We start from the raw sequence: 24,095 nt of genomic DNA, 5'->3' as shown, positions 1-24,095 counted from the left end.
CGGCAACATTTGGGATAATATCGATTGGTCTGAACAAGAAAACAAGCTTCACCCAGCAGGCCCTAATCCAACCTCAACCACAACAATCAACATCCCTTATAACTATCAACTTGATAATGCACAGTGTATACCCAACATCATTGCAGCAACGGCTGGCGCGAACAAAGGCTTACAAACATCAAATGGTCAATGTGGAACAACCACACCCACCGATCCAACACCGGATCCAGATCCAACACCTGAGCCAACACCAGCAGGGGAAAATCTAGCTATTAGTGCCGGTGTTGATGGCAGTTCTAAAGCCAGTGGCTCGAGTTATGGCAATGTGAATGACGGCGATATGTCAACTTACTGGTCACCGTCAGCTATCACGGGCACGATCAATATTAAAAACCTTAACACCACCATTAATGCAGTTAAAATAATTGAAACCCCAGCTAGTAAAGGAAGCATTACAGCTTGGTCTTTAGTGAACTACGATACAGGTGTAACACTTTCGAACGGTGGTGCTGTGCCAAATGTAATCACTTTTTCTAACACTAACTTATCCAAAGTAAGTTTTGTAATTCATTCCGCCAATGGCGTAGCGCAAATTGCAGAGTTTGAAGTCTACAATGGTTATACCGACAGCAATAATGACAACCCAACCAATACACAAGTCAATGGTACTTACCGCATTACCCCAAAACACAGTGGTGCATCATTAGATATTGCTAACTGTCAAAGTGAAGATGGGGCAAATGTTAGGCAGTGGTCTTGGCTTAATAATGATTGCCAAAAATTTAATATTTCAACAGTCGATGGTGTGTGGCATCGTATTTCACCAGTCAATGCTCCTTCTAAAGGGTTAGAGGTCTATACGCATTCAACCACAGCGGGTGAAAATATCAATATCTGGACATACACAGGGAGCTATAACCAGCAGTTTCGTTTTCAAAGTGCCGGCTCTGGTAAGTGGCGTATCATCAACCGAAATAGTGAGTTGTGCTTAGACGTCGCAGACAGCAAAACTGCCGATGATGCTAATATTCTGCAATGGACATGTACCTCAGGAGCAGAAAATCAAATGTTTGAGTTAACCAGACAATAACTAACATTTACTGTGAAGGGCTTTGCTAAGCCCTTTATTATCAACCGTGTTCAGTCAGCGCCTCACAAGTAAAGCGTTGTTTATGTAGTCTATAAATAGTCGATAAATTAATAACAATAACAGTCGCTTCCAATAACACGCCGCCAATAGAGCCAACAATTATATTATTTGCCAACCATAAGCACGATCCTGCAAACAGCAAAACACGCATTTTGATGCCCGTTAAGCAAAATAGTGCAAAACAACCCAAACAGGCGGCAACAATCGCAAGGTAATCCGTCCATTGCTGGGCTGTTAGATAACCGATAACCACGGTTAAAATAATAAAAATGGCTGCTATCCACACCGATTTCACCCGCATTGATACGGCTGTACGCCCCGCTGAAAATAAACAGCACAATGATGAAGTGATAGCATTGAGTAAATAAAAGTGCAGTGCATGATTTAGATTCATCACCACCATCATTATTTTTAAACGACGATCATCCTTTTGATAAAAGCACACCAATGCTAAAACAAAGCTCAGTAAACCAAACCCTTGGGCAATCCAACTACCAACCACCAGCCCTATTCCCCACTAAAATAAATATCTCAACCGCTATTGTGGTTAATATACAATCAAATATCTACACGCTATTACAGATTATTTTCAATCATGGTTTTAATGATCTGCGCTTTAACAAAGTGATCTAATTGGTGGGTTTGTATCCACCATGTCGCAGCTTCCATAAGTAATTCTGGATCATCATTTTTGTTGGCAAAAAAAGCATAAAATGACAGCCCAACATTACCTCCCTTCGCCGCTATTTTTTTGTCACAAACTTGAATGATCTTAGTCCTTAATTCGTCGCGCATTACGGCGTTACCTCACTTCACTTTTTAAACTGCATTGCATTTCAATAAGTTGGTGTTCGCCAACTATTTCAACATCTTTAATATATTTAAAACCATAACTTTCGTAATAGCCTTGCAAATAGGCATGTGCATGAATTTCAATGATCTCAAGGCCAATTTTACCAGCATGTGATAACAAGGCATTAATAACCAATTTAGCAATGCCGGATCCTCGGTATTGCTTTAACACTGCAATCCTTGCCATAACGCCACACCGTGGGTTACGTTTCACTAACCGCGCAGTAGCGACTAAAGCACCGCCATCTGTTACCACCACATGCACAGCTCGTTCGTCGCAACCGTCTAAATCTAACTGCTTAGGAATACTTTGTTCGATCACAAATACCTGGTGGCGAATAGCATGCGCTTGCGCAATCAGTTCAGGGCTAGTGCCTAGCGTAACATCCATTTATTGTGACCTCTTAAACATAATCAACGAGCTAATTTTACTGTAATTGTTGTAGCAGCTGAGCTATTTCAGCTTTCAGCGCTTTATCAGGAATTTTATTTGCGCTAACCTGCGCAGCTTGTAAACTTGCGATAGCAGCTTCGGTTTGCCCTAGTTCAACATGCATAGTTGCCATCGCATAACCAATTGACGACATATAATCTTTCGCATTGATGGCGTTAGCTTTAGCTAATGCTTTTTCATAGATCAACAACGCATCGGCAAACTCATCGGTAAAATCAGCGAGCGTTTCCCACTGTACAGGATGATCTTTCTCAGTATTTTCATGCTCAATACACAGTGCTTTTAGCTGCCCATAGAGTGAATCGAACGTAACTTGATCTTGCTGCTGTGCAGCATTCATTAGCTCACCGGCTAAGTTCAATACTGATTTATACAGTTTTGTATTCATTATTCTTTCATTACCTTTTGTTAGAAATTACAGCCAAATTAACTATCTTGCATGGCTAAGAACAACAACTCAAAGCGAAACGAAAGAAAATACAAGGCCGAGAGCGTACTATTCTAATACACTCGAGACTAAAATGATTCATTCTAAAGCGTATCAAGCCTAAGGCGGGGGAAAAATCTCAGCTCAAATCAGGTGATAACCCCCCTGTTACAAGTTATCACCTCAGCCAAATTTTTATTGTTTCAAGGCTAACTCTCAGTTTTTGCTGTATCTTTACCACTTGCATGAATAAAATACAGCGCAATACCCAAACATATTACAGCGCCAATACGACTTGGCGAAAAAGCAATCACATCGTTACCAAGCCAACCAAAATTATCAATTAACATACTCATAAATAATTGACCGAATATTACCGCAACCGTTGCGACTGCGGTGCCAATTCGCTGCACAGCAAACACCATTATCACGATATAGGGTACTCCACACATTGCCCCTAATAATTGCCACTTTGGCACATCCAACAGGGTTAGCGCATGCCTAGGTTCAAAATAAAAGATAAGTAACCCGGTGATCAACGCACCCACCGAAAAGGTTAAAAATGCGCAGCGAAAAACACCTACTTTACTTCCTAATTGGCCATTAATGGCAGCCTGAATACTCAAGGTTGCACCACCAATCACCGCCAGAATTATCATAATTATAGTCATTAGCGTCCCCTAACCTTGTGCCATCAGAATTAATGCAATGACAATAAAAAATAGTGCCATAAGCCGTTTGCGGTCAATCTGGCGATGTTGACTACCAAATAAACCATAATGATCTATCAGCAAACTTTTCGCTATTTGTCCCATCAATATACTGATCATCGTCATAGCAATACCTATCACAGGTGCTGTGAACGTCAATATAACGACATAAACAGGCCCCAACACGCCGCCTAACAATGTCCATGATGGTTGTTTGAAAAAAGACGGGCTATTGCGAGGACTAAAAAATAGCATCAACATAAAGGTAAGAGCAGCACCAACACCAAACACACTAAATGTGGCCCATAATTCTCCAACCTCACTACCTAAAGGGCCCAATAAGCCTGCTTCTACAGACAGCCCCATTCCTCCCATAACGACAATTAAAATCAAAATAAACTGCATGCAAATCTCCTATTAATAAGGAATAAATAATAACCTAGAGCTTTAACGCGAAAAATGGGATTATATAAGAAACACTTTTGCAGGATTTGCACAAATGAATGATTTCAGTTCGATCAATATCAGAGCGTTAAAATTTTTTATCGCCGTGTATAAATGTAAAAGCTTTTCTGTTGTTGCTCGACATGAAAATGTATCGCCTTCTATGGTCTCTAGAGTAATTTTGCAACTTGAAGATGCCCTTGGTCAGCAACTTTTTTACCGTAACACAAGAGCAATAATGCCAACCGAAGCGGGCCGAATTTTTCATGATTATGCGCGCTCAATGACCGAGCAACTCAACGAAGTACGTAACGAGCTGCAGGATAGAGCAACTCAACCCAAAGGGTTAATAAGAATTAATGCGCCGGTTTTTTTCGGACAAAAACACATAGCGCCTTGGCTTGGTGAGTTTTTAAATCGCTATCCGAAAATTCAAGTAGAGTTGACTCAAACCGATGATTTTATCGATCCCCATATTGATGCCGCTGACGTGATTTTTCGTATCGGATCTCTTGCAGATTCATCGTTACATGCTAAAACATTAGGACTGCAAACTTATCATTTAGCCGCATCCCCTGCTTATCTGAAAAAATATGGCACACCAAAAGTACCGGCTGATCTTAGTCAGCATCAGGGCTTAATTTATCGCGGTTCATCGGGGCAAAATCGTTGGTTATTCAAAATTAATTCGTCATGGCAGCAGCAAAGTGTAATACCGACTTTAGTATCTAACAACGCTGAAACACTGTTTATCGGGGCTTTGAACGACATGGGAATTGTATTATTCCCTGATTGGTTAATTGGTGAAAGCTTAAAAACAGGCACTCTTGTTTCACTCTTAAGTGAATTTGCGCCAACAATCAAAACGGGACCACAAAACATTACTGCAATTTACCCTAATACACGACAGCCACCGTTAAATGTTCGAGTATGTATTGATTACTTTAGTGAAGTTTATGGCAACCCGCCGTACTGGAAATACCAAAATTAAGTATCTGCGTTATGCTCTAACGGGTGCAAACAGACCAATAGTGATACCTAAAAAAACACACCCGCTCAGCACACAATTGCATGCAGCTAAGTGACGCAGTTACTCACTGATTTTTTTGGTGAATAAGTTAGTCTGAGGGTAGATTTATACACTACAACTAGGGGTATACTGGAAATAGGTTTTCAATTGTGGAAAATAGTATGCTCCCAACAACACACCCTATTTTTTGGCGCGACCCCGAATTACCATTTGTCGAGCTGCGCCAAGTATTAGATGGCCGCAAAGTCACTTATGCTCCCCACTCCCACCAGCAATGGTCAATTGGCGCAATTTTAGCGGGGCAAAGTGAATTCATTTGTGAAGATCGTCTACATCAAGTAACACATGGTAATTTAGTATTAATGAACCCTGATGAAGTTCACGCCTGTAATCCAAAGCAAAACTCAGCGTGGGCTTATTACATGATGCATATAGATAAAAATTGGTTAGCAGCGTTATTGTTCGAGTCTGGCGTCACAAAGCAACAAAACTGGCAAGGAAGTCGCTTGGATACAGTGCTACTACCACAGCTTTATCAGGACTTTGTTATCTTGTGCCAAAACCTAATGACAAATACGTTTACCGCAGCACAAAAGCGCACGTTGCTAAGTAGTTACTTCGTACAATTATTTACGTACCTTGATTGCGTTGAGCCATTACACGAGCAAACGTTATTACCTGAAAATAAGCTATATCAAGTAGCGAACTACCTGAATGAGCACTGTTTTGAAGACCAATCAATTAACACAATCAGTAAACTTTTTGGCTTTAGCAGCAGTTATTTAGTGCGCGCTTTTAAACGTCATTTTAATATGACTCCGCACGCTTATCGGTTAAATCGTCGTATTCAATTAGGTCAGCAAGCACTAAAACAAGGCCAGCCAATAGCAAGTATCGCTCACAGTGCAGGTTTTAGTGATCAAGCGCATTTTCAGCGGGTCTTTAAACAACGCGTAGCGGCAACTCCCGAGCAATATCGCCGTACTTTATCACTGTAAATTAAAACCACTAAATCAATAATAAAAAGCAGCTGCCAGCCAGTAATAGTGCAAGAATTTTATTCATCACTCGCATTTTAGCTGGGCTTTGAAAATGCTGCCCGAGCCGTATACCTAGCCAAACCCAACAGCCAAGTGATAACCAACAAATAGGTAAATATAAACTTGCAAAAGTAACCAGTTCAAATCCTTGCGCCCCTGGACTATATGCTGCAATGCCTGATAAAGAAGCCAACCACGCTTTAGGGTTAAGCCATTGCATGATCACACCTGTCATAAAGGTAGGGGCATTTTGCTTAGCGTCAGCTGTGAGGCCGCCATCATCGATAAATAATTGATAACTGAGATAAAGTAAAAAAGCGATACCGAGCCACTGTAATACACCAGTGATCCAGGCTAATTGCGCAATGAGATAATGCAAACTAAAACCAATAAACAAAAATAATGCAATGAAACCAAAGGTAGCACCAGTCACAAATATTAAGCCTTTTTTTGCCCCATATCGCGCACTACTACTTAACGAAACAAGGTTAACTGGCCCGGGTGATATAGACGCCGCCAAGGCAAATAGTGCCATTGAGATGATCACTGATAAAGTCATAACGTATACTTAGGTTATTTAAAGTGGCGTTTATTATCTGTTGTTGCAATAAGCCATGTATTGAACAAAATTGACCTTGTTGTAAATAAAATAGCATCTGACAAATTACCCCTGCAAAAACACAGCTGCACTAAAAAAATCGGTGTTACACTAGAATTAGTCCATCTTACAAATTAGCGAACCATGAAAGAATGTAATCAATGTGGTAAATGCTGTATTAAATACGGTGGTGGCGATCTGAGCGCCACGCAAGAAGAGATTGATCTATGGGAGATATTTAACCCCGAAATCTTTGAGTTCGTTAAAAATAACCAAATATGGCACGACCCACAATCGGGAGTAAAACTAAGCCAATGCCCTTTTCTTGAAATAGCCCCAAAAATAAATCCCCTCGCCGCAAATAAATATACCTGCAGTATTTATTTAGACCGCCCTGAAGATTGCCGCCACTATCCTAGCCTTATCACCGAAATGGTAAGAGACGAATGCGAAATGATTGAAGTAATCGATTTAGATAACTATAAAAAAGCACAAAGAAAACTAGATCTATTAATGCAAGACAGTCGCCCTGGCGGCTATACAGAATAAAACAGAGCTTAGCTTTGAGTGAGCTCCTAGCCATTAGACTAAAGACTTAGCACCCAGTAATTCATTAATGCATGCCGTATAACTGGCTTTTTCAAAGCAATAAACAACAAATATGAAAATAAGGTATTGATTATTAACAATAGAAATTAACTTTTGAATATTTTCTTCTCTGCTGGCTATACCTGCGCCAAGCTACTTTAATCCGTCATGCTCGACCTTTGCCTAATCGTAATTGATAAACCTCTACTTTATTCTATCGATTCAATATTCATTGCTTTATACAAGCTGTTTTTTTTATTTTGAGTTAGCAACAATGTTGCAGGAGAATTCATGACAACCACGCCAAAAGATGACACGTCATCCCAAGCTGAGCAGGTAAGCGATACTCAAACCGTTTCCGATAGCTATAAAAATCTTCATAAACCAAGCTCTGAGTTTGCCAGTCGAGACGATTATCTCGAGCATGAACTGCAAATTATGCAGCCAAAGCGCTGGCGTCCTAACTTGCCTTTTCGGGATTACCGCTTCGAATTTGAAGACACAATTCCCGCTATGGCAGGGACAATTGGTAAAGTTGTTATGGTAGGCGCTATTGCCGCCACCTTTGCCGCACCGCTTGGTTTAAGTGACGCCTTTGTGTTAGAAAACGTACGCTATGAGTTACTCATAGTGGCTATTTTTATCATCTTGTTTTCAGGTTTTATTTTACCCACTGCTAACTTAGCGGGAACCCACGGACCACTCATTCCATTAATTCCCATTGTTGTTGCAGCAGGCGGACACCCAATGGCATTCGGGCTACTCATTGGCGCCTTAGGGTTACTGCTTGCCATCAGTAAAGGCGGCAGCTTGTTGGCACGACTAACCAGTAAAGGGGTGTGCGGCGGATTATTACTTTACTTAGGATTCATAGGCACTATATCGCAAGTAAAGAAACTGTTTGCATGGGCTGAACAAATTCAAATGACCCACATTGCCTTCATCGTTATTTTGGCCACTATTTTACTGTACGCGCTACTCGAACATTTTAAAAAACGTTGGTTAGCTGTGCCGCTCAGCTGCCTTATTGGTGGTTTAACGGCCTTTGCCTTAGGTGCGCCGTTTGAATTTAAAACCGCCCCCGGGTTACCAAATATGAACCCTATGTATTGGTGGGGTGAAAACACCGGTTGGATGTTAGGTTTGCCGACTCTTGAAAGCTTTGTAGTCGTATTGCCCTTTGCCATACTGGCAGTGGCCATGTGGTCGCCAGACTTTTTAGGCCATCAAGTATTCCAAAAGATCAGCTACCCAAAACGCACTGAAAAAGTGCAAATGAACATTGACGATACTATGCTCAGTGCATCAGTTAGGCAAACCTTTGGCTCTATTTTAGGTGGGTCTAACTTCACCTCATCATGGGGCACGTATATTGTGCCTGCCGCGATTGCTAAGCGCCCTATTCCAGCTGGTGCAATTTTAACCGCACTTTTTTGTGTAATTGCTGGTATATGGGGTTATCCAATGGATCTCGCCATTTGGCAACCGGTACTGTGTGTGGCGTTAATAGTGGGTGTATTTATCCCACTGCTTGAGGCGGGTATGGAAATGACTCGCGAAGGTAAAACCACGCAATCAGCAGCTATTGTGGTATTTGCTTCAACGTTAGTAAACCCAGCGTTTGGCTGGTCACTGACCATGCTGCTCGATAACTTAGGCTTAATTGGCTGTAAAGAGCGCAGCTCTGAGCTGACCCATATGAGTCGCTGGATCATTCCGCTGTTTATGTTTGTATTATTGACCAGTGTTATGGCCATGGTGGGCATGCTGCCAGGTATTCCAGCGTTGCTAGAAAACTTTAGGCACTAATACAAAAAGGGGGGAAGCCAGTACAGCGCTACCCCCTTTTTAATAACCGTGACTTCGTTTTATTCGTCTTGCAACGCCATAGCAGCAAGTTTCATGGTACTTGCAAATGATTCTGCGCCAGCGATAAACAAGCCATTGTGGCAAAACATTGCGTCATCAATGCCCGTTTGCGCTTGAAATGCAGCATCTGATAAACCAGCCCATGCTTTTGGTAGTGACTTTCTGTCTTCAAATGAACCCGGTTCAACAGGCACCGTTTGCAAAATCCATTTGCCTGAATGCGATGGATAAACCATGTATAACGCTTCTTGCGATAAAGCATGCACGGTTTTTTTCCACGGCGTATATTGCTCTAATACAATCACTCTTGCATCATCTGCGTTATCAATCGCTTTAGCGACGATTGCTTTAGCATTAATGCCGCCACTGGCTGCTGCAATAAAACGTGTTAAAACACGCGATGCAAATTCAACCGCCTCATCAAAACAACGATCAAAGTCACTTTCCTCTTGCCATGTTGGGTTAAACATTGAAATTGTTTGGCTAAGACTGATCCCTTTCGATACACCTTCAACATGACCGCAATCAATCGCATCAATGGTCGATACCAAACCGGCATCAACTGCATGCGCAACATCTTGGTCACCCTGACACAGCTCTAAACCATATTTTTGCCAAATTAAACCAAATGATGAGTATGGGATGCCATTTTCACGCTCGCCGGCACCGCCACGTTGGTGATGATCAAAACGTCCAGCAGCTGGGTCATATTCGCCGCCAACATCAATCACTATGTCAGCTTGCGCGATTAATTCTAAATCACGGGTACGTATAAGTTTAAAAGTAGGAAGAATATGCCTAAGTGCGGCGATACTAAACACATCATCCGCATGAAAATTACCGTTATGAGTTGCTACTGTTATATCATTCATTTATTTAATATCATTTTAGAAAGGAGTAAGAAGACGGCGAAATTTAAACTGATCCGTTAGCACAAAATAGATAAGTCAAAATTACAAGCACAACAGTATACGCTATCGGCGAGCAGCCCACAAAAACAGTGAACCACTTTGTGGTAATTAATCGTCTAGAGGAAGATAAGCTACAGTAATAACAAAACAACAGTAGATTGATGGTAAAAACATAACCAATCCATACATGAACTGTCTTCAGTAAAACTTTCTCCTCGAGCGATAACTCAGTCTTTGCTAAATAAAATTGCCGAACCCACGGCTATTAAACTAAGTATATTATTTAAAGAGCAAGTTAAATAATATTGTTGCCTTGCTCAGGATCGCGAGAGCGCTCAGCTTGTTCACGAATTTCATCAGCATCACTGCTCACATCATCAATACCAGCATCCAGATGCGCAATCGGTTTGACTTTTTGATCTTGCGTAGTGGGTTGTTCCGGAGTCTTTTGTGCTTGCTCACTTGGTGCATTTAAAATAATCCGTTCACGAGCATCATCAGGCATACTAATACCATGCGCGTTAAAGCTATTAACCATTTCACGCATCAATTGCGACGCTACCTTAACCGGGCTGTTTTGCTCACTATTAACCCAAAAGTAAATACTGAGATTGATAGTGGCTGAGCCTAATTCATCAAGTAACACCTGTGGAGCCGGATCTTTTAGCACAGCAGCTTGTTTATCCATTAAACTCAGCGCTAACTGCTGAGTGTTACGTATATCGTTATCGTAACCTATGCCTATTTTATAGTGACCGCGCATTTTCGGATTAGCAGTAAGGTTTTTAATCACATTTTTATAAACAGTCGCATTAGGTATTTGAATATGATTACCATCAAAATCAACTAATGTGGTCGCCCGCGCAGTGACCTTTTTTACTACCCCTAAGCAGCCATCGACTTCAATAACATCATCAATACGAAAAGGACGTTGCACACTTAATAGCATGCTCGATATAAAGTTTTCTGCAATATCACGAAATGCAAAACCTAAGATTAGCCCGACTAATCCAGTTCCGCTCATTATCGCCACGGCAAATTCACTTAAGCCTGCTAAGCGTAAAAATAAATAAACTCCAAACAAAATGATCACAGTACTAATAAAGCGACGAGCAACAACATGCAATAACCGCCTTTCACTTACATAGCCAATAGGTTTCACTAATAAATAAGACACAGGCTTTGCTAAAAAATAGCACACGATTATTGCTGCTATACCTAAAGTGAGAGCAGGTAACATTTGCCAAGCACTTTGTAAAAAATGCGCAATTTGTGAGTTTATACCGTGCCAAGATACTGGCGCTAAAGGATCCGCATTGGTACTCGTTGTTTGTATTTTTAATGCGCTAATAATTTGATTATTAATACTATTCATTATTTCCATATGTAACTCATGCGCTCTTTATTGATAAAACCATTAATTCTGTAGAAGCAAATTAAACGCCAACTTAAGCTGGCAAGCACCTTGCACCTTAACTTCTAATAAATAGTGACTAATAACCATCAGCAAGGAATAAAATATGGCACATAAACCACGTGGCTACACAGCAGATAAACCAACCGAGATCCCCTTGCTGGGCTGGTGGGATATCAGCAAGCGGGTATATCAAAGTATGTCGCAAGATAACTTATCCTTTGTTGCCGCTGGTGTCGCCTTTTACGCATTACTCGCTATTTTTCCAGCACTGGCAGCCTGTGTTTCGCTGTATGCTTATTTCGCCTCTACGGCGGATGTTAGTGAACAGATTAGTAAGTTTATTACTTTATTGCCACCAAGCAGCCGAGAAATCGTTCTACAACAGGTATCTGAAGTTACCCAACAATCACAAAAAGTGTTAAGTGTTAGTGCAATAAGCACGTTGTTATTAACCACATGGAGTAGCAGTAAGGGCTGCCAAGCACTGATCACAGCCTGCAATATTACCTACCATGAGCAAACCAAAAGGCAGTTTTTCAAAGCGCTTTTAGTGCGCTTTCTATTCTCTATTGGCGCTATATTGGTCGCCGTAATCGCATTATTAATCATTGGTATATTGCCTATCGCACTTAATATTGTTGGTCTAGAAAACAGTATCGATACGGTGATCAAATTACTCACTTGGCTGTTACTAGCAGCGACTTTTCATTTTGCTTTAGCTTTTGTATATCGTTATGCACCCCATAGAAAAGCGGCAAAGTGGCGTTGGGTTACAACTGGTTCAGTAATGGCTACTGGGCTTTGGATCATCGCATCATTAGGGTTTTCATATTATGTGTCACAGTTTGCTTCATACAATGAGACCTATGGTTCTTTAGCCGGGGTCGTGATCATGTTGATGTGGTTGTATATCAGCGCCTATATTATTATTTTTGGCGCTGCAATTAATGCCAGCACCGAACAGCAAACCATGGTTGATAGCACCGTGGGACCTGCACATCAGTCTGGCAATCGCGGGGCTTTTGTAGCGGATAACCTAACGAAAAAACAAAAATCAGAACGTTCTGTTAAAACGAATGAATAGTGCTATTTATACCCATGGTTGTTTAATTTTATTGTGTTTAAATAATACCATACAAGATTCGGAGCAAAGCAATGAAAGTAATAAAGCAACTCAATAGCCATGCAACCCAAGATGGTGATGGCGTAAATATTAGCCGGATACCAGGCTTTGATGGTAAGCATTTAGATCCTTTTTTAATGATCGACGAATTAAAATCCGACGATCACAGTGACTTTATGGGTGGGTTTCCTGCCCACCCGCATCGTGGTATCGAAACCTTTACCTACATTATTAAAGGCGGCTTTGAACACCAAGATCAAATGGGCAATAAAAAAGCTATTCGCGCAGGTGACGTGCAATGGATGAGTACCGGCTTTGGCGTTATCCATAGCGAAATGCCACTTGCCGATGCGATTGAGGGGATGCATGGCTTTCAAATTTGGCTCAATATGCCAAGCACTGAAAAGCTCAGAGCACCGAAATATCAAGATACTACTGAGCACCCTGCACCTGAACATAAAAATAGTCAAGGTGTTGAACTAAAAGCACTGGCTGGCAGTTGGCAATTTGACCAGCAAACTCAGGTTTCAAGCCTACAAGAACTAGCAGCCAATGGCATGCTAGCAGATGTAACATTACCTGTAGGCACTGAGTTTGCCCACCCACCTCTGATACAAAGCAAGGTGATGATTTATATTCATACCGGCTCTATCAACACCGAACAAGGTGGTCCAGTAATGGCTGGCAGCCTACTTATTTTAGAGTCCGGTAGTGATATTAAATTTAGCTCGCAAAGCGGCGCTGGGGTACTTATTTTAGCCGGTGATCCGCTTAATGAACCTATTGCTCACATGGGCCCGTTTGTGATGAATACGCAAGCTCAATTACGAGAAGCAATTAGTGATTACCAAAGCGGTAAATTTGGTAGCTTTTAAAACACGATATAGGAGTCAATTATGGGATTACTAGTCAACGGTAAATGGCAAGATAAATGGTACGACACCGATAAAAGCGATGGTGAGTTTAAACGCGAGTCTGCACAATTACGTAACTGGATAACCAAAGATGGCAGCGCAGGCCCAACTGGTGAGGCGGGCTTTAAGGCACAGAAAGGCCGTTATCATTTATATGTTTCATTAGCCTGCCCATGGGCGCACCGCACCTTGATTTTTAGAAAATTAAAAGGCCTTGAAGACTATATTGATGTCTCTGTGGTTAGCCCAGATATGTTAGATAACGGTTGGACGTTTGATAAAAACAACCACAGCACTGGAGATGCACTTTTTGATAAGCAATTTATGCATCAAATATACACCGAAAATAAAGCAGATTATTCCGGAAGAGTAACTGTGCCTGTGCTTTGGGATAAACAGCAAAATAAAATAGTCAGTAATGAATCTGCTGAAATCATTCGCATGTTTAACAGCGCCTTCAATGATTTAACTGGCAATAAACTAGACTTTTACCCAAATAACTTGCACGCTGAAATCGATGCAATTAATGAGCTGGTGTACAACAACATTAATAATGGCGTGTATCGTACTGGGTTTGCGACCACTCAAAAAGCCTATGAAGAGGCATTTAATGACTTATTCACTGCATTAGACAAAGTCGAAAGTATTTTACTCAAGCAGCGCTATTTGGTGGGCAACACCCTAACCGAAGCAGATTGGCGATTATTTACCACGCTAATACGCTTTGACAGTGTGTATGTTGGGCATTTTAAATGTAATCTGCGTACTATCGAAAATTACCCGGCACTGAGTGAATACTTACGTGAGCTTTATCAAGTTGCTGGCGTTAAAGAAACCGTTGATTTTTATCATATCAAACGACATTATTATTTTAGTCATACCATGATCAACCCAACGCAAATCGTCCCTAAAGGGCCCAATATTGATTACGCTCGCGAGCATAATCGCGGTTAACCAATTTATACTACCCCTGCAAAATGGCAGGGGTAGTTTAGGCCTTTTTATAACCACCACAAATCACAATAATGCCTTTTAAAGCTTTGATCACCACTGTATTGTATTGATAATATAACCAAAATAACTTTTTTCACCGACCAGATTTACTCTTTTATTCTTGAGCGTTAATAATTCAGCTTTATCTAAATACCATCTTATTGAATGTGTTTCTTCACTTGCTAAATCGGAAAACTTTAATTCTACGCAGTGCGGCTCATAGTCACTACTACATGTTGTTGCCTCAACTAATAAATATTCTTGCGACCAATACTCAGCCAATTGATAATTTGCCCATAACTGTATTGGGATATTAATGAATGTCCAAAAGTAAAAGTAAATAAACACGGGACTAAAAAGCAGCGTAAAATACTTAACTAAACGTCCCTCAGCAATAAAATGCTTATCTAAGCTTTCCTTCACTTGAGCAAAATTCTTATACTGACTAAAAAAGTAACCAATCGTCAGCACTGTCAGCGAGGGTAAAACCCATTTTAAAATAAAATTGAAATTAGCATTGGAGATGAATGCAGGAACAAAACTAACATACCAAATAAAAAGCCCGAGAGACAGAAAACAGGTAATCAATAATATTAAAATAATCCAAAAAAGCTGAGGTTTTGCCATAGAAATTTAAAGTCCTTATAATTTATGACCTGAGATAGCGTAACAAATGCCTATTATACAAACTGTTGCAGTTATAGTTTACTACTCTCAATATTTATTATTTGAACAAACTCTTTAAATTTTTACTATAGGTACGACTGACTTTAAGTGTTTTACCACTTTGTAATACAGCCGTGTATTCAGAGTTTCTAAGTGGGTTAAGTTGCTTTATATGGCTTAAATTCACAATCGTTGATTTATGTATTCGCAGGAAATCTTCAGGCAAGGTGTTTTTTTCAAGCTCTTTTAAACGCGCACGCATTACGTGTGTTTCAGCAGGTGTGTGTACACACATATAATCCCCCGCCGCATCAATCCATAAAATATCTTTAAACGGAATAATTTGAATTGGGTTTTTAGCATCTTGAATAACTAAATTCTCAGCTTCAAACTTATAGTCAGAATTACCCGCCACTTCAAGTGGTTGCGATTCATTGATCACCAGCGATTGGTGCACTTCAATAAGTTCGGTTTTTCTGTTTAGCTTTTGGGTTTTAATAACTCTTTCAATGGCTTCTGCAAGGCGAGCTAACTTAACGGGCTTAAGTAAATAATCCAGCGCCCTCACCTCAAAAGCTTTAACAGCATGTTGATGAAATGCCGTAACAAAGATAACCGCAGGGCAGCTCTCTGGTTGAAAATGTTTAATTAATTCAAAACCTGACTTTGTTGGCATTTCTATATCTAGAAACACTAAATCTACATCATATTCGTTAAGTACTTTAATTGCTTCATCAACACTTTGTGCACTGCCAATCACTTCAATTTCAGCAAAGGCTTCTAAGCGAATACGCAAACCTTCAATAGCACTGTATTCGTCATCAACGAGTAACGTTTTTAATTGAATCATGATTGCAAACCATTAATTGGAAGAGAGATACAAAACCACGCACCACCGGTAGTCGCATTGCCTTTTTCAATTCGGTGACTATTACCATATATTAATTTTAAGCGTTGCTCACAATTAGCCAAGCCGATGCCTCTTTTGGTTTTTTTATTATCATCAAAGCCTTTACCAGTATCAGCAACTTTAATGAGCAATGCGGATTTTGTTTTTTCAACATTAATTGTGATCACCATTTTTTGATCTGCTCGCATACCATGTTTTAACGCGTTTTCTACCAATGGTTGAATTAATAAAGAAGGTATTAATAAATCGTTGCATGGTTCATCAACGCTAATATTAACCTCTAGCTTGTCAGCAAATCGGCATTGCTCTATATCTAAGTAGGTTCTTAACATTGCGATTTCTTCTTTGATAGCTACTTTTTCAAGTGGGTCGGTATATAAACTATGGCGCAATAAGTCACATAGTTTTTCAAGCATGTTTACTGCCTGCAAGCTTTCTTTTTTCAATATTAACGTGCAAATGGCGTTAATACTATTGAACATAAAATGCGGGTTAAGCTGATATCGAAGCATTTTTAGCTGTGACTCTTTCGCTAAATGGGTAGCTTCTGCGGCCTTTTGAGTTTGCTCAAGATTATCTAAATAAATTTTAATCCCGTAATAAAAGGCAGTCCATGTTGAAAGCATGGTTAACGAGGCTGACGTCCATGTACCAAAGTCAAACCATGACATTGAAAGCCACCAGTTACCATATAACCACTGCAAGGAAATCCATTTAATTTGCGTCCAGAGTAATGTTGCAATTAGAAGCAGCATAATACGTAACGCGACTTTAACTTTGAGCTCTTGCTGACTAAAACAGTTGTAAAATCGTCTTAACGTTAAAGTGATCAAAAAGCCACACGCTACATCAATAATTAAATGCGGTATATGTATTGTCCATGGCTCTTCGCTTGGTATTTTTATCATTAATTCGGTCAGCATTGCATAGACAATCCAACCACAACTTTGGAATAACCAGAACAACTGACTTCTAGGGTTATTACTATTCACATTATTAAATCCAATGTTATAGGCTGTTGATTAATAAACGTTAATCAACAGCCATGGGTATTACTTTGCACACGTTAATGATAATGAGTCATTACTCGGTTTTATAGTCAACGCCACATCAGCAATTGCTAAACTTAAATTTTGACTAGTAATGCGCAGCGCGTCTGTTATTTTTTGCTCAGCAAGTCCGCTATCACCACAGTGCAAAGGGATTGCTAGAGTATGCCAACTTTTGTCTGTCATTAATTGTGAAAACGATGAAAAATCAATATTCCTTAAGCAATGATTTTCGCTACACATGACTTGCAAGTTTGCTCCTTGTTCAGGAGCTTTATCTATGCGCATTTTTAATTCAAGGTAACCTGCACTAAATTTACTATCTAGCTGTTTAGGCTCTAGGTAACTCAAGCTAACAGCGGCTTGTGCGCGCCAATTAAAGCCACGGCCATCTTCTTGATAAGATAAATTGACTGATTGCATAAGTAAACTTTGTTTATCGCCACTGGTTGCTGATGCACCGCTGGCTAACACCTTTTCTGTGCTTGTATCTGCCAGTTGCCAAGTCATATTTTTGGCTAAGTTTCTTACAAACAGGGGATGTGAGTCACTATTAACCATTTTTTTAGGGCTGGTTTTCTCACTCAAAACAGGCACATTTATTTTGTCCTGATAAGTTAAGCCATAGCCATAAGCAAATAATGGGTCATAGTCAGCATCGTTTAAGTTTAACGTAAATTGGTCATCATATTTAGGCCATGAAAAACTCAACTTACCGCTGAAATCAAACTGGGCTTTACCTTCGCTATTAGTTAATAGTACATCTGCAACGCCCTCACCTTCAGAGCCTGGTAGCCAAGCAGCAACAAAGGCATCCGATGCATTGAGCTCTTTATTAACCCACAACGGGCGGCCGCTTAAGAATACCGTTACTACCGGAATATTGTCTGCCTTAAGCTTTTTCAACAGTGCAAGTGCGTGTTTGGTTTCATGCTGAAACTCAAGCATTTCTATATCACCAAACCATTCTGCATAAGGTTCTTCACCAATAACAACAATGGCTACATCTGGCTTGGTTTTATACTCACCAGACTCGCTCAAAGTGATCTCACCACCCGCTTTTGTTACTTGCGACTGTAAACCCGCATAAATAGAGGTCGCATTTGGAAAGTCACTATTGGTATTGTCTGTGCCCTGCCAAGAAACGCTCCAGCCACCCGCTTGCATATTAATTGCATTCGCGCCTTTGCCGGCAACTAAGATGCGGCTACTCGCTTTGATTGGCAGCACGTTTTCGTTGTTTTTTAACAGAACGAGTGACTTACGAACCGCTTCTCTTGCCAAAATGCGATGCTCATTAGCACCTAACCACTGCGGGTGTTGTGATTCAGGTCGCGCTGATGGTTTGCTCTTCGAAAACACACCCCAGCGGATTTTAGCCCTTAAAAAGCGCCTAACGGCATCGTTAATTCTTGATTCTGCGATTACACCGTCTTTCACTTGCTTAACAGTATTATGATAAAACGCTTCAAAATGCTCTGGCACCATGATCACATCAACGCCCGCGTTAATTGCTTGCGCACATTGCTCTAAATCGCAGCCTTCTACAAACTTGTGAGCATTCCAATCACTGACTACAAACCCATCAAAACCAAGTTGGTTTTTAAGTACATCCGTTAATAAATGTTTATCACCATGTACACGTTTGCCATTCCAACTATTAAATGATGCCATCACTGATTGCACACCTTCATTAATAGCCGAAAAATAACCTGCGCTGTGAATATCTCTTAATCCTTTTTCATCGATAAGCGTATTTCCGCGATCAACGCCTCGCTCAGTGCCACCATCACCCACAAAGTGCTTAGCGGTGGCAATACGGTTACTGCCTTTTAAAAAGTCAGCGCCTATGTCACCTTGAATACCGGTAACCATACTACCTGCATACAACCTAACTAATTCAGGGTCTTCTGAGTAACTTTCATAAGTTCTGCCCCAGCGATCATCTCTAACTACAGCAACAGTAGGCGCAAAACTCCATTCAATCCCTGTAGCAGATACTTCCTTTGCTGTTGCTTGGCCTATGCGTTTAATTAAATCAGCATCATGGGCAGCTCCTAAGCCAATATTGTGCGGAAATAACGTAGCGCCATACACATTACTATGCCCATGCATGGCATCGGTTCCCCATACTGTCGGGATCGCAATACCATCTATGGTCGAATCCATAGAGGCTAGGTACATTTCATCTGCGTATTTTAACCAAGTAGCTTGATCCGCTCGTTTATTTCCGTAAGGCGCAGTATTTCCGCCATTTAGATAAGAGCCAAATCCATACTTTTTCATTTGCTCTACACTTAAATAACCAATTTCTGGCTGGATCATTTGCGCAACTTTTTGCTCTAAAGTCATTGTTGCGAGCAGTTTATCAATCTGTTTTTCAACGGCTGGATCACGCTTAAGTTGCGTATTCACATAAGGCCAGTTAACTTGCTGATTGTCTGCACTCAATACATTTTGACAGTTGAACATGCCAAAAACAGGCAATAAGCAAAGTAATAATTTAGGGTGTTTTATTTTCGACATTTAAAACCTTCGAGATTAAATACTGTTTTATAAAATATGGACTGATTAATTTAGTGTGGAATATATTCAATAAAATCATAATATGCCCATGAAGGGCTGCCATAGTATTGACCAGGGAAGTAATAGCCTTCGGTTGAGTTATCACCATTCCATTGGTTAATCATTATTTTTGTATTATCCATCGGCCATGCATACGCGGGAATTTCATTTTCAGCTAAATGACCATCGCCATTGTCTTTGTTGAGCACTCTTAATGTTTGCTCATTTCCTTGAGCGTCGTAAAGGTACCAACGAATCGAGTTGCTAGACCAATCAAAGCCAATAGTTAATAAGTTTTCTCTGTAATCAAGCCCAAACTGACTTAAGTCGATGTCCTTTTCCCAGCTTTGATAAGTGCCACCTTGCGGCTGATAAATCACATTGGTATGAACAACGTTCCCAAGGGAGGGTAAAAGCTCAATATCTATCTCTTGCCATGCTCTGCCGGGTGAATCCCACCACGATGTGTAAGTAAAAATGGAAGACACAGTGCCTTGCGTATTCCCTGACTTAACACTGCCTTGCACCTTGCCAAAGCCATAGAAATTATTACTTTGCAGCTCAGCACATGCGCCTTGTGATAATGAAAGCGTGATCCCCTGTTGGCTTGGGTTAATCATTGCAGGGGAAAATTCACAGCCAAAAGGCGAGCCATTGTCGCCACTTCGCGCATTCCAAATAGCATTATCGTAACCCCATGAAAAATTATCTTTAAAATAATTGGCATATGTAAAAGGTGAGATAAACACACAACCTGCAACTAACGAGCTAATAAGCTTAGTTTTCATTATTGATCCTTATTTAAATTGTACACCTCCCACAGTGGTATATTGACTGTGGGAAGTTTAATTGTGGTTAGGTTATCTAGAATGAAAAACCAGCTCTTACACCGTAATACCTTGGCATGCCAAAGCTGCCTTTTGGAATTCCTTTGCTAGTATTATTCCAATATTGAATAGTTTCATCAGAGGCATTATTAACGAATACTTCTGCGTACCAGCTTTGTCCTTGCGGCTCATATTTAATTGACGCGTTATAGACTGCAAATGCATCTCGGCTATCGTCAATGTATTTTGTCGCCTCGTCCGACACGCTAAAGTCCATATCATCTAAATGTTTATCAACATTCCATACTGTTGAGTACGACTCATCTTTCCAGCTCGCATTAAGCCAGCTATGAATAAAACCATATTCACCTAAATCAAACGTATGTGTGTAGCTGATGTTCGCCGTGAACTTAGGCGTCATCGCTAAGTTATTACCTTTAAGGTTGGTTGATAGCAGTGTATTTTCAGGATTTTTTGATTCCTCATAAGAAATATCAAAAAGATACTCAGCATCATAATCCCACTTAGTATTCCAATCGTCCGTCACTTTGGCATCGGTCCAGGTTACATAACCGGTGATACGCCCGCTTGGGTATGGCTTCCAATCAAACTCAAGCTCAATACCTTTGATTGTTGAACTAGGAACATTTTGTGTGTAATAAGCAATCACAGGCTTGTTTTGAAAATCAAGTACCGGCTCGCCATTGCTATCTAAAACGGGAGAGCCATCTTCATCTTCTACCACAGATAAACGTTCTACATTACCGATTGAGCCCACTGATGCGTATTGCATGTCGGTGTAATCTGTGTAGAAAAATGCGGCTTTCAAGTTTAATGAATTATCAAAAAAGCTCGATTTAGCGCCAAGCTCCCATGTAAGTACTTCTTCTGGATCGAACTTAGTTTCAAAGCGTGTTACGTCACCGGTTCTATCATTTACGACTTCATATACATCACCAATTCCACCAGCTTTAAAACCACTGGCAAGGTAGGTATAAACCATCGTTTCAGGTGAAATGTCGTAGTCTAAACCAACACGAAAGTCATGATGCTGCCAACTTCCTTTATTATCGTTTGCAAAGTATGACGCATAAATTGAAGGATCTTGGTAGTAATCAACTGGTAAGTTATTTAGATCCGTTCTATTTAACCAACCTACGGCGCAGCCATCGGCATTAGAGCAGCGATATGTTTTACCCCCTTTATCTTCTTTCGTTTCATCACTAAAACGATAACCAAGTGTTAGATGTAATTTTTCAGTTAAATCGTATGTACCTTGGCCAAACAAAGCGAATGCGTCTGTAGAGCGATCAGGTTGATCCCAAAAGGCTTTATCGTCCATTGGGTTATCGTAATAACCTAAGGTCGTGGTTTTTTCGTGGAAATAGTTAGCACCAACAATCCAAATAAAATCGCCGTATTCGTCAGATTGTAATTGCACTTCTGTAGAAAAAGATTCAGCACCAGTGCCATCTAAAAAGTACGTTGCCCCATCCCAAGGATCGAGGCCGACTTCGCTATCTTGTGCTGAAGAGCGTTCCATATCCTCATAGCCAAGTAGCCACACAAGCGAATATTCATCATTTATATCGTAGTTAAGGGTATTTCTAAGATAGGTGATATCTAAATTAAGCTTACCAGGCACATTCACAACAGCTTGATATGTATTATCACTGGGTAAAAAGTTTGTGCAATCGCCGCCCAGCTCTTCACTTCTACCACGAATTTTATCGCAGTTAACTAAATCGAGATTGTTATTGCTGTTATTAACGTACTTTTGAAAAACGGTATGATTTGAAAAGCCACCATCTAACGGCTCCCAAAGCGTACTAATTCTAAAAGAGTATTCATTAGCATTGTTATAAAAGTCGTCTTTTTCTGCGGGGGTTAATTGGCGAACTTTTTGTGCCTCTGGATTTGTGCCTGCACCATCTATCCACCAGTTTTCTCTCTGCGTGACTGTTTGACCAATACCTTGATAAGAATCCTCTGAGATAACAGGAGCATTGAGTATATCGTCGCTTAATCGTCTTGAGTCGTATTGGTTAGGATCGTAGTAACCCTCAAGGTAAGAATCTCGTTTTAATCCTTTGCCAGAAAACCGTACTGCAAATTCGTCATTAATTGGAATATTAATTACGCCATCAATATTTTTGCTGTTGTATTTTCCTGCTTCAACGTTCACATTGCCATATAAATGAGTGAATTCAGGCTTTGCTGAAATAACATTAATGCTACCAACTGTAGAGTTTCGACCAAATAATGTGCCTTGTGGCCCCCTTAATGCCTCAACTCGTTCAATGTCATACATCAGAGCTAGCGCTCCTTGCATTCTTGGCGAATAAATACCGTCAAGGTGAACGCCAACAGCAGGGTCGCCAAGCTCAGTAATATTGGTAGAGCGTACACCTCGCATTGAAATAACCGGCGCAGCTTGATCCGTCGCTGTGGAGATATCTAACCCTGGCACTAGATTAGCAATATCTTTAACACTATTTACGCCATTTTGCCTGAGCTCAGCCTCCGTTAATGCTGTAATAGCAACAGGGGTTTCCATTAACTTTGTTTTACGTTTGGTTGCTGTTACAGAGATAACCTCTAAGGAGGTACTTTGTTTTTGCGCAGTGTTGCTTTCATTCGTATTCGTTGGATTATTCGTAGCAGCTTGTTGGGCATGTAACGGGAATGAGCAAGCCAATGCTACGGCAATTGATAATGCTTTTTTATTTATTGTGTGCATATTCGACCTTTTGATGTGTGTGTAAAACGTTAAGGTTTGTTACTTTTATTTAACAGTCTCACAGTATCCATAGGGTCTTTTTTGATTACTAGTCAAATACGCTAAGGCGAGTTAGATATAATACAAGCCGAAATTAAATCTTGGACAATAAATAAACTGACTCCTTGATTTAGTATCGACAGTCAAAAAACTTAAAAAATTATTGCATGAAAGTAAAACTGACCACCGATGCCATAAACACAAAGAAAGCGGATATAATCAGTGTGCGATGAAAAATACCATGGCATAACTTTATATACCCAAAAACGCAGGTCAATACATTAGGTAAGTTATCAAGGCTCACTCATTGTCACCTGCTAAGGCGTGATTAAAGCCATGCTTAACATGCTAAGCTCGATATAAAATACGTGGCTTTAAACACTGCCCCTATATACCCAAACCACCTCAAGATGCGAGTTTCAGTTGGAATTAAAAGCGATTTAGGCAAGGCATTGATTGCAAATAATAGTGGTTCTATTGTTAAAATCAATAACGCAGTATAAATCGCTTTTAAACCAACCCTTTGGGCGTTTCACAGGCACTTACTCTCAGCGTTGTTACTTCTTAAAAGGGACGGCCATTCTTGCAAAGTAACCCCTTGATATTAAGCACCTGTGAAACGCTGAATTCTGCATCTTGAGGTGGTTTGGGTATATTATTAACCAATCGTTTTATACACATCAATATTACTGTGAGTAAGTAGAGCACCAGCCTGTTCACCAAACGTTTTAAAATGTGGCGCTAACTTATGCTCTTCAAAGTGCTCATTTGTAGCCCAT

At 40.4% G+C, this 24,095-nt stretch carries 23 protein-coding genes; 8 read left to right on the top strand and 15 right to left on the bottom strand.

Annotation, left to right across the window (positions count from 1 at the left end; all coding sequences use genetic code 11):
* A partial coding sequence (locus H5232_RS17510; protein ID WP_182831245.1) for an RICIN domain-containing protein occupies positions 1-1,090 on the top strand: 1,090 nt, incomplete at its 5' end.
* A 40-nt stretch (positions 1,091-1,130) separates the two neighbouring features.
* Here the strand turns inward: H5232_RS17510 and H5232_RS17505 are convergent.
* The 6 genes from H5232_RS17505 to H5232_RS17480 all read right to left on the bottom strand — a co-directional run bounded on the left by H5232_RS17505 (position 1,131) and on the right by H5232_RS17480 (position 3,998).
* Positions 1,131-1,652 (bottom strand): YgjV family protein, encoded by a 522-nt coding sequence (locus tag H5232_RS17505; protein ID WP_182740806.1) that lies wholly within the window; start codon positions 1,650-1,652, stop codon positions 1,131-1,133.
* A 74-nt stretch (positions 1,653-1,726) separates the two neighbouring features.
* Complete coding sequence (locus H5232_RS17500; RefSeq protein WP_182718441.1) at positions 1,727-1,945, bottom strand: DUF6500 family protein; 219 nt, start codon at positions 1,943-1,945, stop codon at positions 1,727-1,729.
* 7 nt (positions 1,946-1,952) lie between these two features.
* Positions 1,953-2,393 (bottom strand): GNAT family N-acetyltransferase, encoded by a 441-nt coding sequence (locus tag H5232_RS17495; protein ID WP_182740807.1) that lies wholly within the window; start codon positions 2,391-2,393, stop codon positions 1,953-1,955.
* Positions 2,394-2,430: 37 nt separating this feature from the next.
* Positions 2,431-2,847, bottom strand: coding sequence for a tetratricopeptide repeat protein (locus H5232_RS17490; protein WP_182718445.1), 417 nt, complete (start codon positions 2,845-2,847; stop codon positions 2,431-2,433).
* A 245-nt stretch (positions 2,848-3,092) separates the two neighbouring features.
* On the bottom strand, positions 3,093-3,554 hold the full coding sequence (locus H5232_RS17485) for a DMT family transporter (RefSeq protein ID WP_145241067.1): 462 nt from the start codon (positions 3,552-3,554) through the stop codon (positions 3,093-3,095).
* 9 nt (positions 3,555-3,563) lie between these two features.
* Complete coding sequence (locus tag H5232_RS17480; RefSeq protein ID WP_182740808.1) at positions 3,564-3,998, bottom strand: DMT family transporter; 435 nt, start codon at positions 3,996-3,998, stop codon at positions 3,564-3,566.
* 94 nt (positions 3,999-4,092) lie between these two features.
* Between H5232_RS17480 and H5232_RS17475 the strand changes: the two genes are divergently transcribed.
* Together H5232_RS17475 and H5232_RS17470 are read left to right on the top strand one after the other, a co-directional pair.
* Positions 4,093-5,028 carry a LysR family transcriptional regulator gene (locus H5232_RS17475; protein ID WP_182732202.1) on the top strand — a complete coding sequence of 312 codons (936 nt, stop codon included), beginning with the start codon at positions 4,093-4,095 and terminating at the stop codon, positions 5,026-5,028.
* Positions 5,029-5,228: 200 nt separating this feature from the next.
* Positions 5,229-6,065, top strand: coding sequence for an AraC family transcriptional regulator (locus tag H5232_RS17470; protein WP_149982853.1), 837 nt, complete (start codon positions 5,229-5,231; stop codon positions 6,063-6,065).
* Between the two features lie 10 nt (positions 6,066-6,075).
* Here H5232_RS17470 and H5232_RS17465 read toward each other — a convergent pair whose 3' ends face one another.
* Positions 6,076-6,666, bottom strand: a complete 591-nt coding sequence (locus tag H5232_RS17465; protein WP_145241075.1) for a LysE family translocator — start codon at positions 6,664-6,666, stop codon at positions 6,076-6,078.
* A gap of 183 nt (positions 6,667-6,849) precedes the next feature.
* Here H5232_RS17465 and H5232_RS17460 point away from each other — a divergent pair, with 183 nt between their 5' ends.
* Positions 6,850-7,254 (top strand): YkgJ family cysteine cluster protein, encoded by a 405-nt coding sequence (locus tag H5232_RS17460; protein ID WP_145241077.1) that lies wholly within the window; start codon positions 6,850-6,852, stop codon positions 7,252-7,254.
* A 330-nt stretch (positions 7,255-7,584) separates the two neighbouring features.
* A complete protein-coding gene (locus tag H5232_RS17455; RefSeq protein ID WP_145241079.1) occupies positions 7,585-9,102 on the top strand; it encodes a DUF3360 family protein in 1,518 nt (505 codons plus the stop codon).
* A 59-nt stretch (positions 9,103-9,161) separates the two neighbouring features.
* Here the strand turns inward: H5232_RS17455 and H5232_RS17450 are convergent, their stop codons facing one another.
* Together H5232_RS17450 and H5232_RS17445 are read right to left on the bottom strand one after the other, a co-directional pair.
* Complete coding sequence (locus H5232_RS17450) at positions 9,162-10,034, bottom strand: MYG1 family protein (RefSeq protein WP_145241081.1); 873 nt, start codon at positions 10,032-10,034, stop codon at positions 9,162-9,164.
* A gap of 334 nt (positions 10,035-10,368) precedes the next feature.
* Entirely contained in the window at positions 10,369-11,457 is a 1,089-nt protein-coding gene (locus tag H5232_RS17445) for a mechanosensitive ion channel family protein (protein WP_182718962.1), read from the bottom strand.
* Positions 11,458-11,593: 136 nt separating this feature from the next.
* Between H5232_RS17445 and H5232_RS17440 the strand changes: the two genes are divergently transcribed.
* From H5232_RS17440 to H5232_RS17430, 3 genes are all read left to right on the top strand, one after another.
* Positions 11,594-12,574: a YihY/virulence factor BrkB family protein gene (locus H5232_RS17440; protein ID WP_182718961.1), complete on the top strand. Its 981-nt coding sequence runs from the start codon at positions 11,594-11,596 to the stop codon at positions 12,572-12,574.
* 71 nt (positions 12,575-12,645) lie between these two features.
* Positions 12,646-13,488, top strand: a complete 843-nt coding sequence (locus H5232_RS17435; RefSeq protein ID WP_182761291.1) for a pirin family protein — start codon at positions 12,646-12,648, stop codon at positions 13,486-13,488.
* Positions 13,489-13,509: 21 nt separating this feature from the next.
* Complete coding sequence (locus H5232_RS17430) at positions 13,510-14,481, top strand: glutathione S-transferase family protein (RefSeq protein WP_149982858.1); 972 nt, start codon at positions 13,510-13,512, stop codon at positions 14,479-14,481.
* A 90-nt stretch (positions 14,482-14,571) separates the two neighbouring features.
* Here H5232_RS17430 and H5232_RS17425 read toward each other — a convergent pair whose 3' ends face one another.
* From H5232_RS17425 to H5232_RS17400, 6 genes are all read right to left on the bottom strand, one after another.
* Positions 14,572-15,147, bottom strand: coding sequence for a hypothetical protein (locus H5232_RS17425; protein ID WP_182831244.1), 576 nt, complete (start codon positions 15,145-15,147; stop codon positions 14,572-14,574).
* Positions 15,148-15,244: 97 nt separating this feature from the next.
* Positions 15,245-16,036, bottom strand: coding sequence for a LytTR family DNA-binding domain-containing protein (locus H5232_RS17420; protein ID WP_182740493.1), 792 nt, complete (start codon positions 16,034-16,036; stop codon positions 15,245-15,247).
* Positions 16,033-17,088 carry a sensor histidine kinase gene (locus H5232_RS17415; protein ID WP_246175609.1) on the bottom strand — a complete coding sequence of 352 codons (1,056 nt, stop codon included), beginning with the start codon at positions 17,086-17,088 and terminating at the stop codon, positions 16,033-16,035. Before H5232_RS17415 ends, H5232_RS17420 begins: the two co-directional genes overlap by 4 nt.
* A 60-nt stretch (positions 17,089-17,148) precedes the next feature.
* A complete protein-coding gene (locus H5232_RS17410) occupies positions 17,149-19,671 on the bottom strand; it encodes a glycoside hydrolase family 3 protein (protein WP_182831243.1) in 2,523 nt (840 codons plus the stop codon).
* 50 nt (positions 19,672-19,721) lie between these two features.
* Positions 19,722-20,498, bottom strand: a complete 777-nt coding sequence (locus H5232_RS17405; protein WP_182831242.1) for a family 16 glycosylhydrolase — start codon at positions 20,496-20,498, stop codon at positions 19,722-19,724.
* A 76-nt stretch (positions 20,499-20,574) separates the two neighbouring features.
* The gene (locus tag H5232_RS17400) at positions 20,575-23,277 is read right to left on the bottom strand and encodes a TonB-dependent receptor (protein WP_182831241.1); all 2,703 of its coding nucleotides are present in this window, start codon (positions 23,275-23,277) and stop codon (positions 20,575-20,577) included.
* Positions 23,278-24,095: the final 818 nt, after the last annotated feature.

The organism is Pseudoalteromonas sp. SG41-5, from assembly GCF_014164495.1.
Lineage (GTDB): Bacteria > Pseudomonadota > Gammaproteobacteria > Enterobacterales > Alteromonadaceae > Pseudoalteromonas > Pseudoalteromonas rhizosphaerae.
This window is presented reverse-complemented; position numbering and strand designations above follow the sequence as displayed.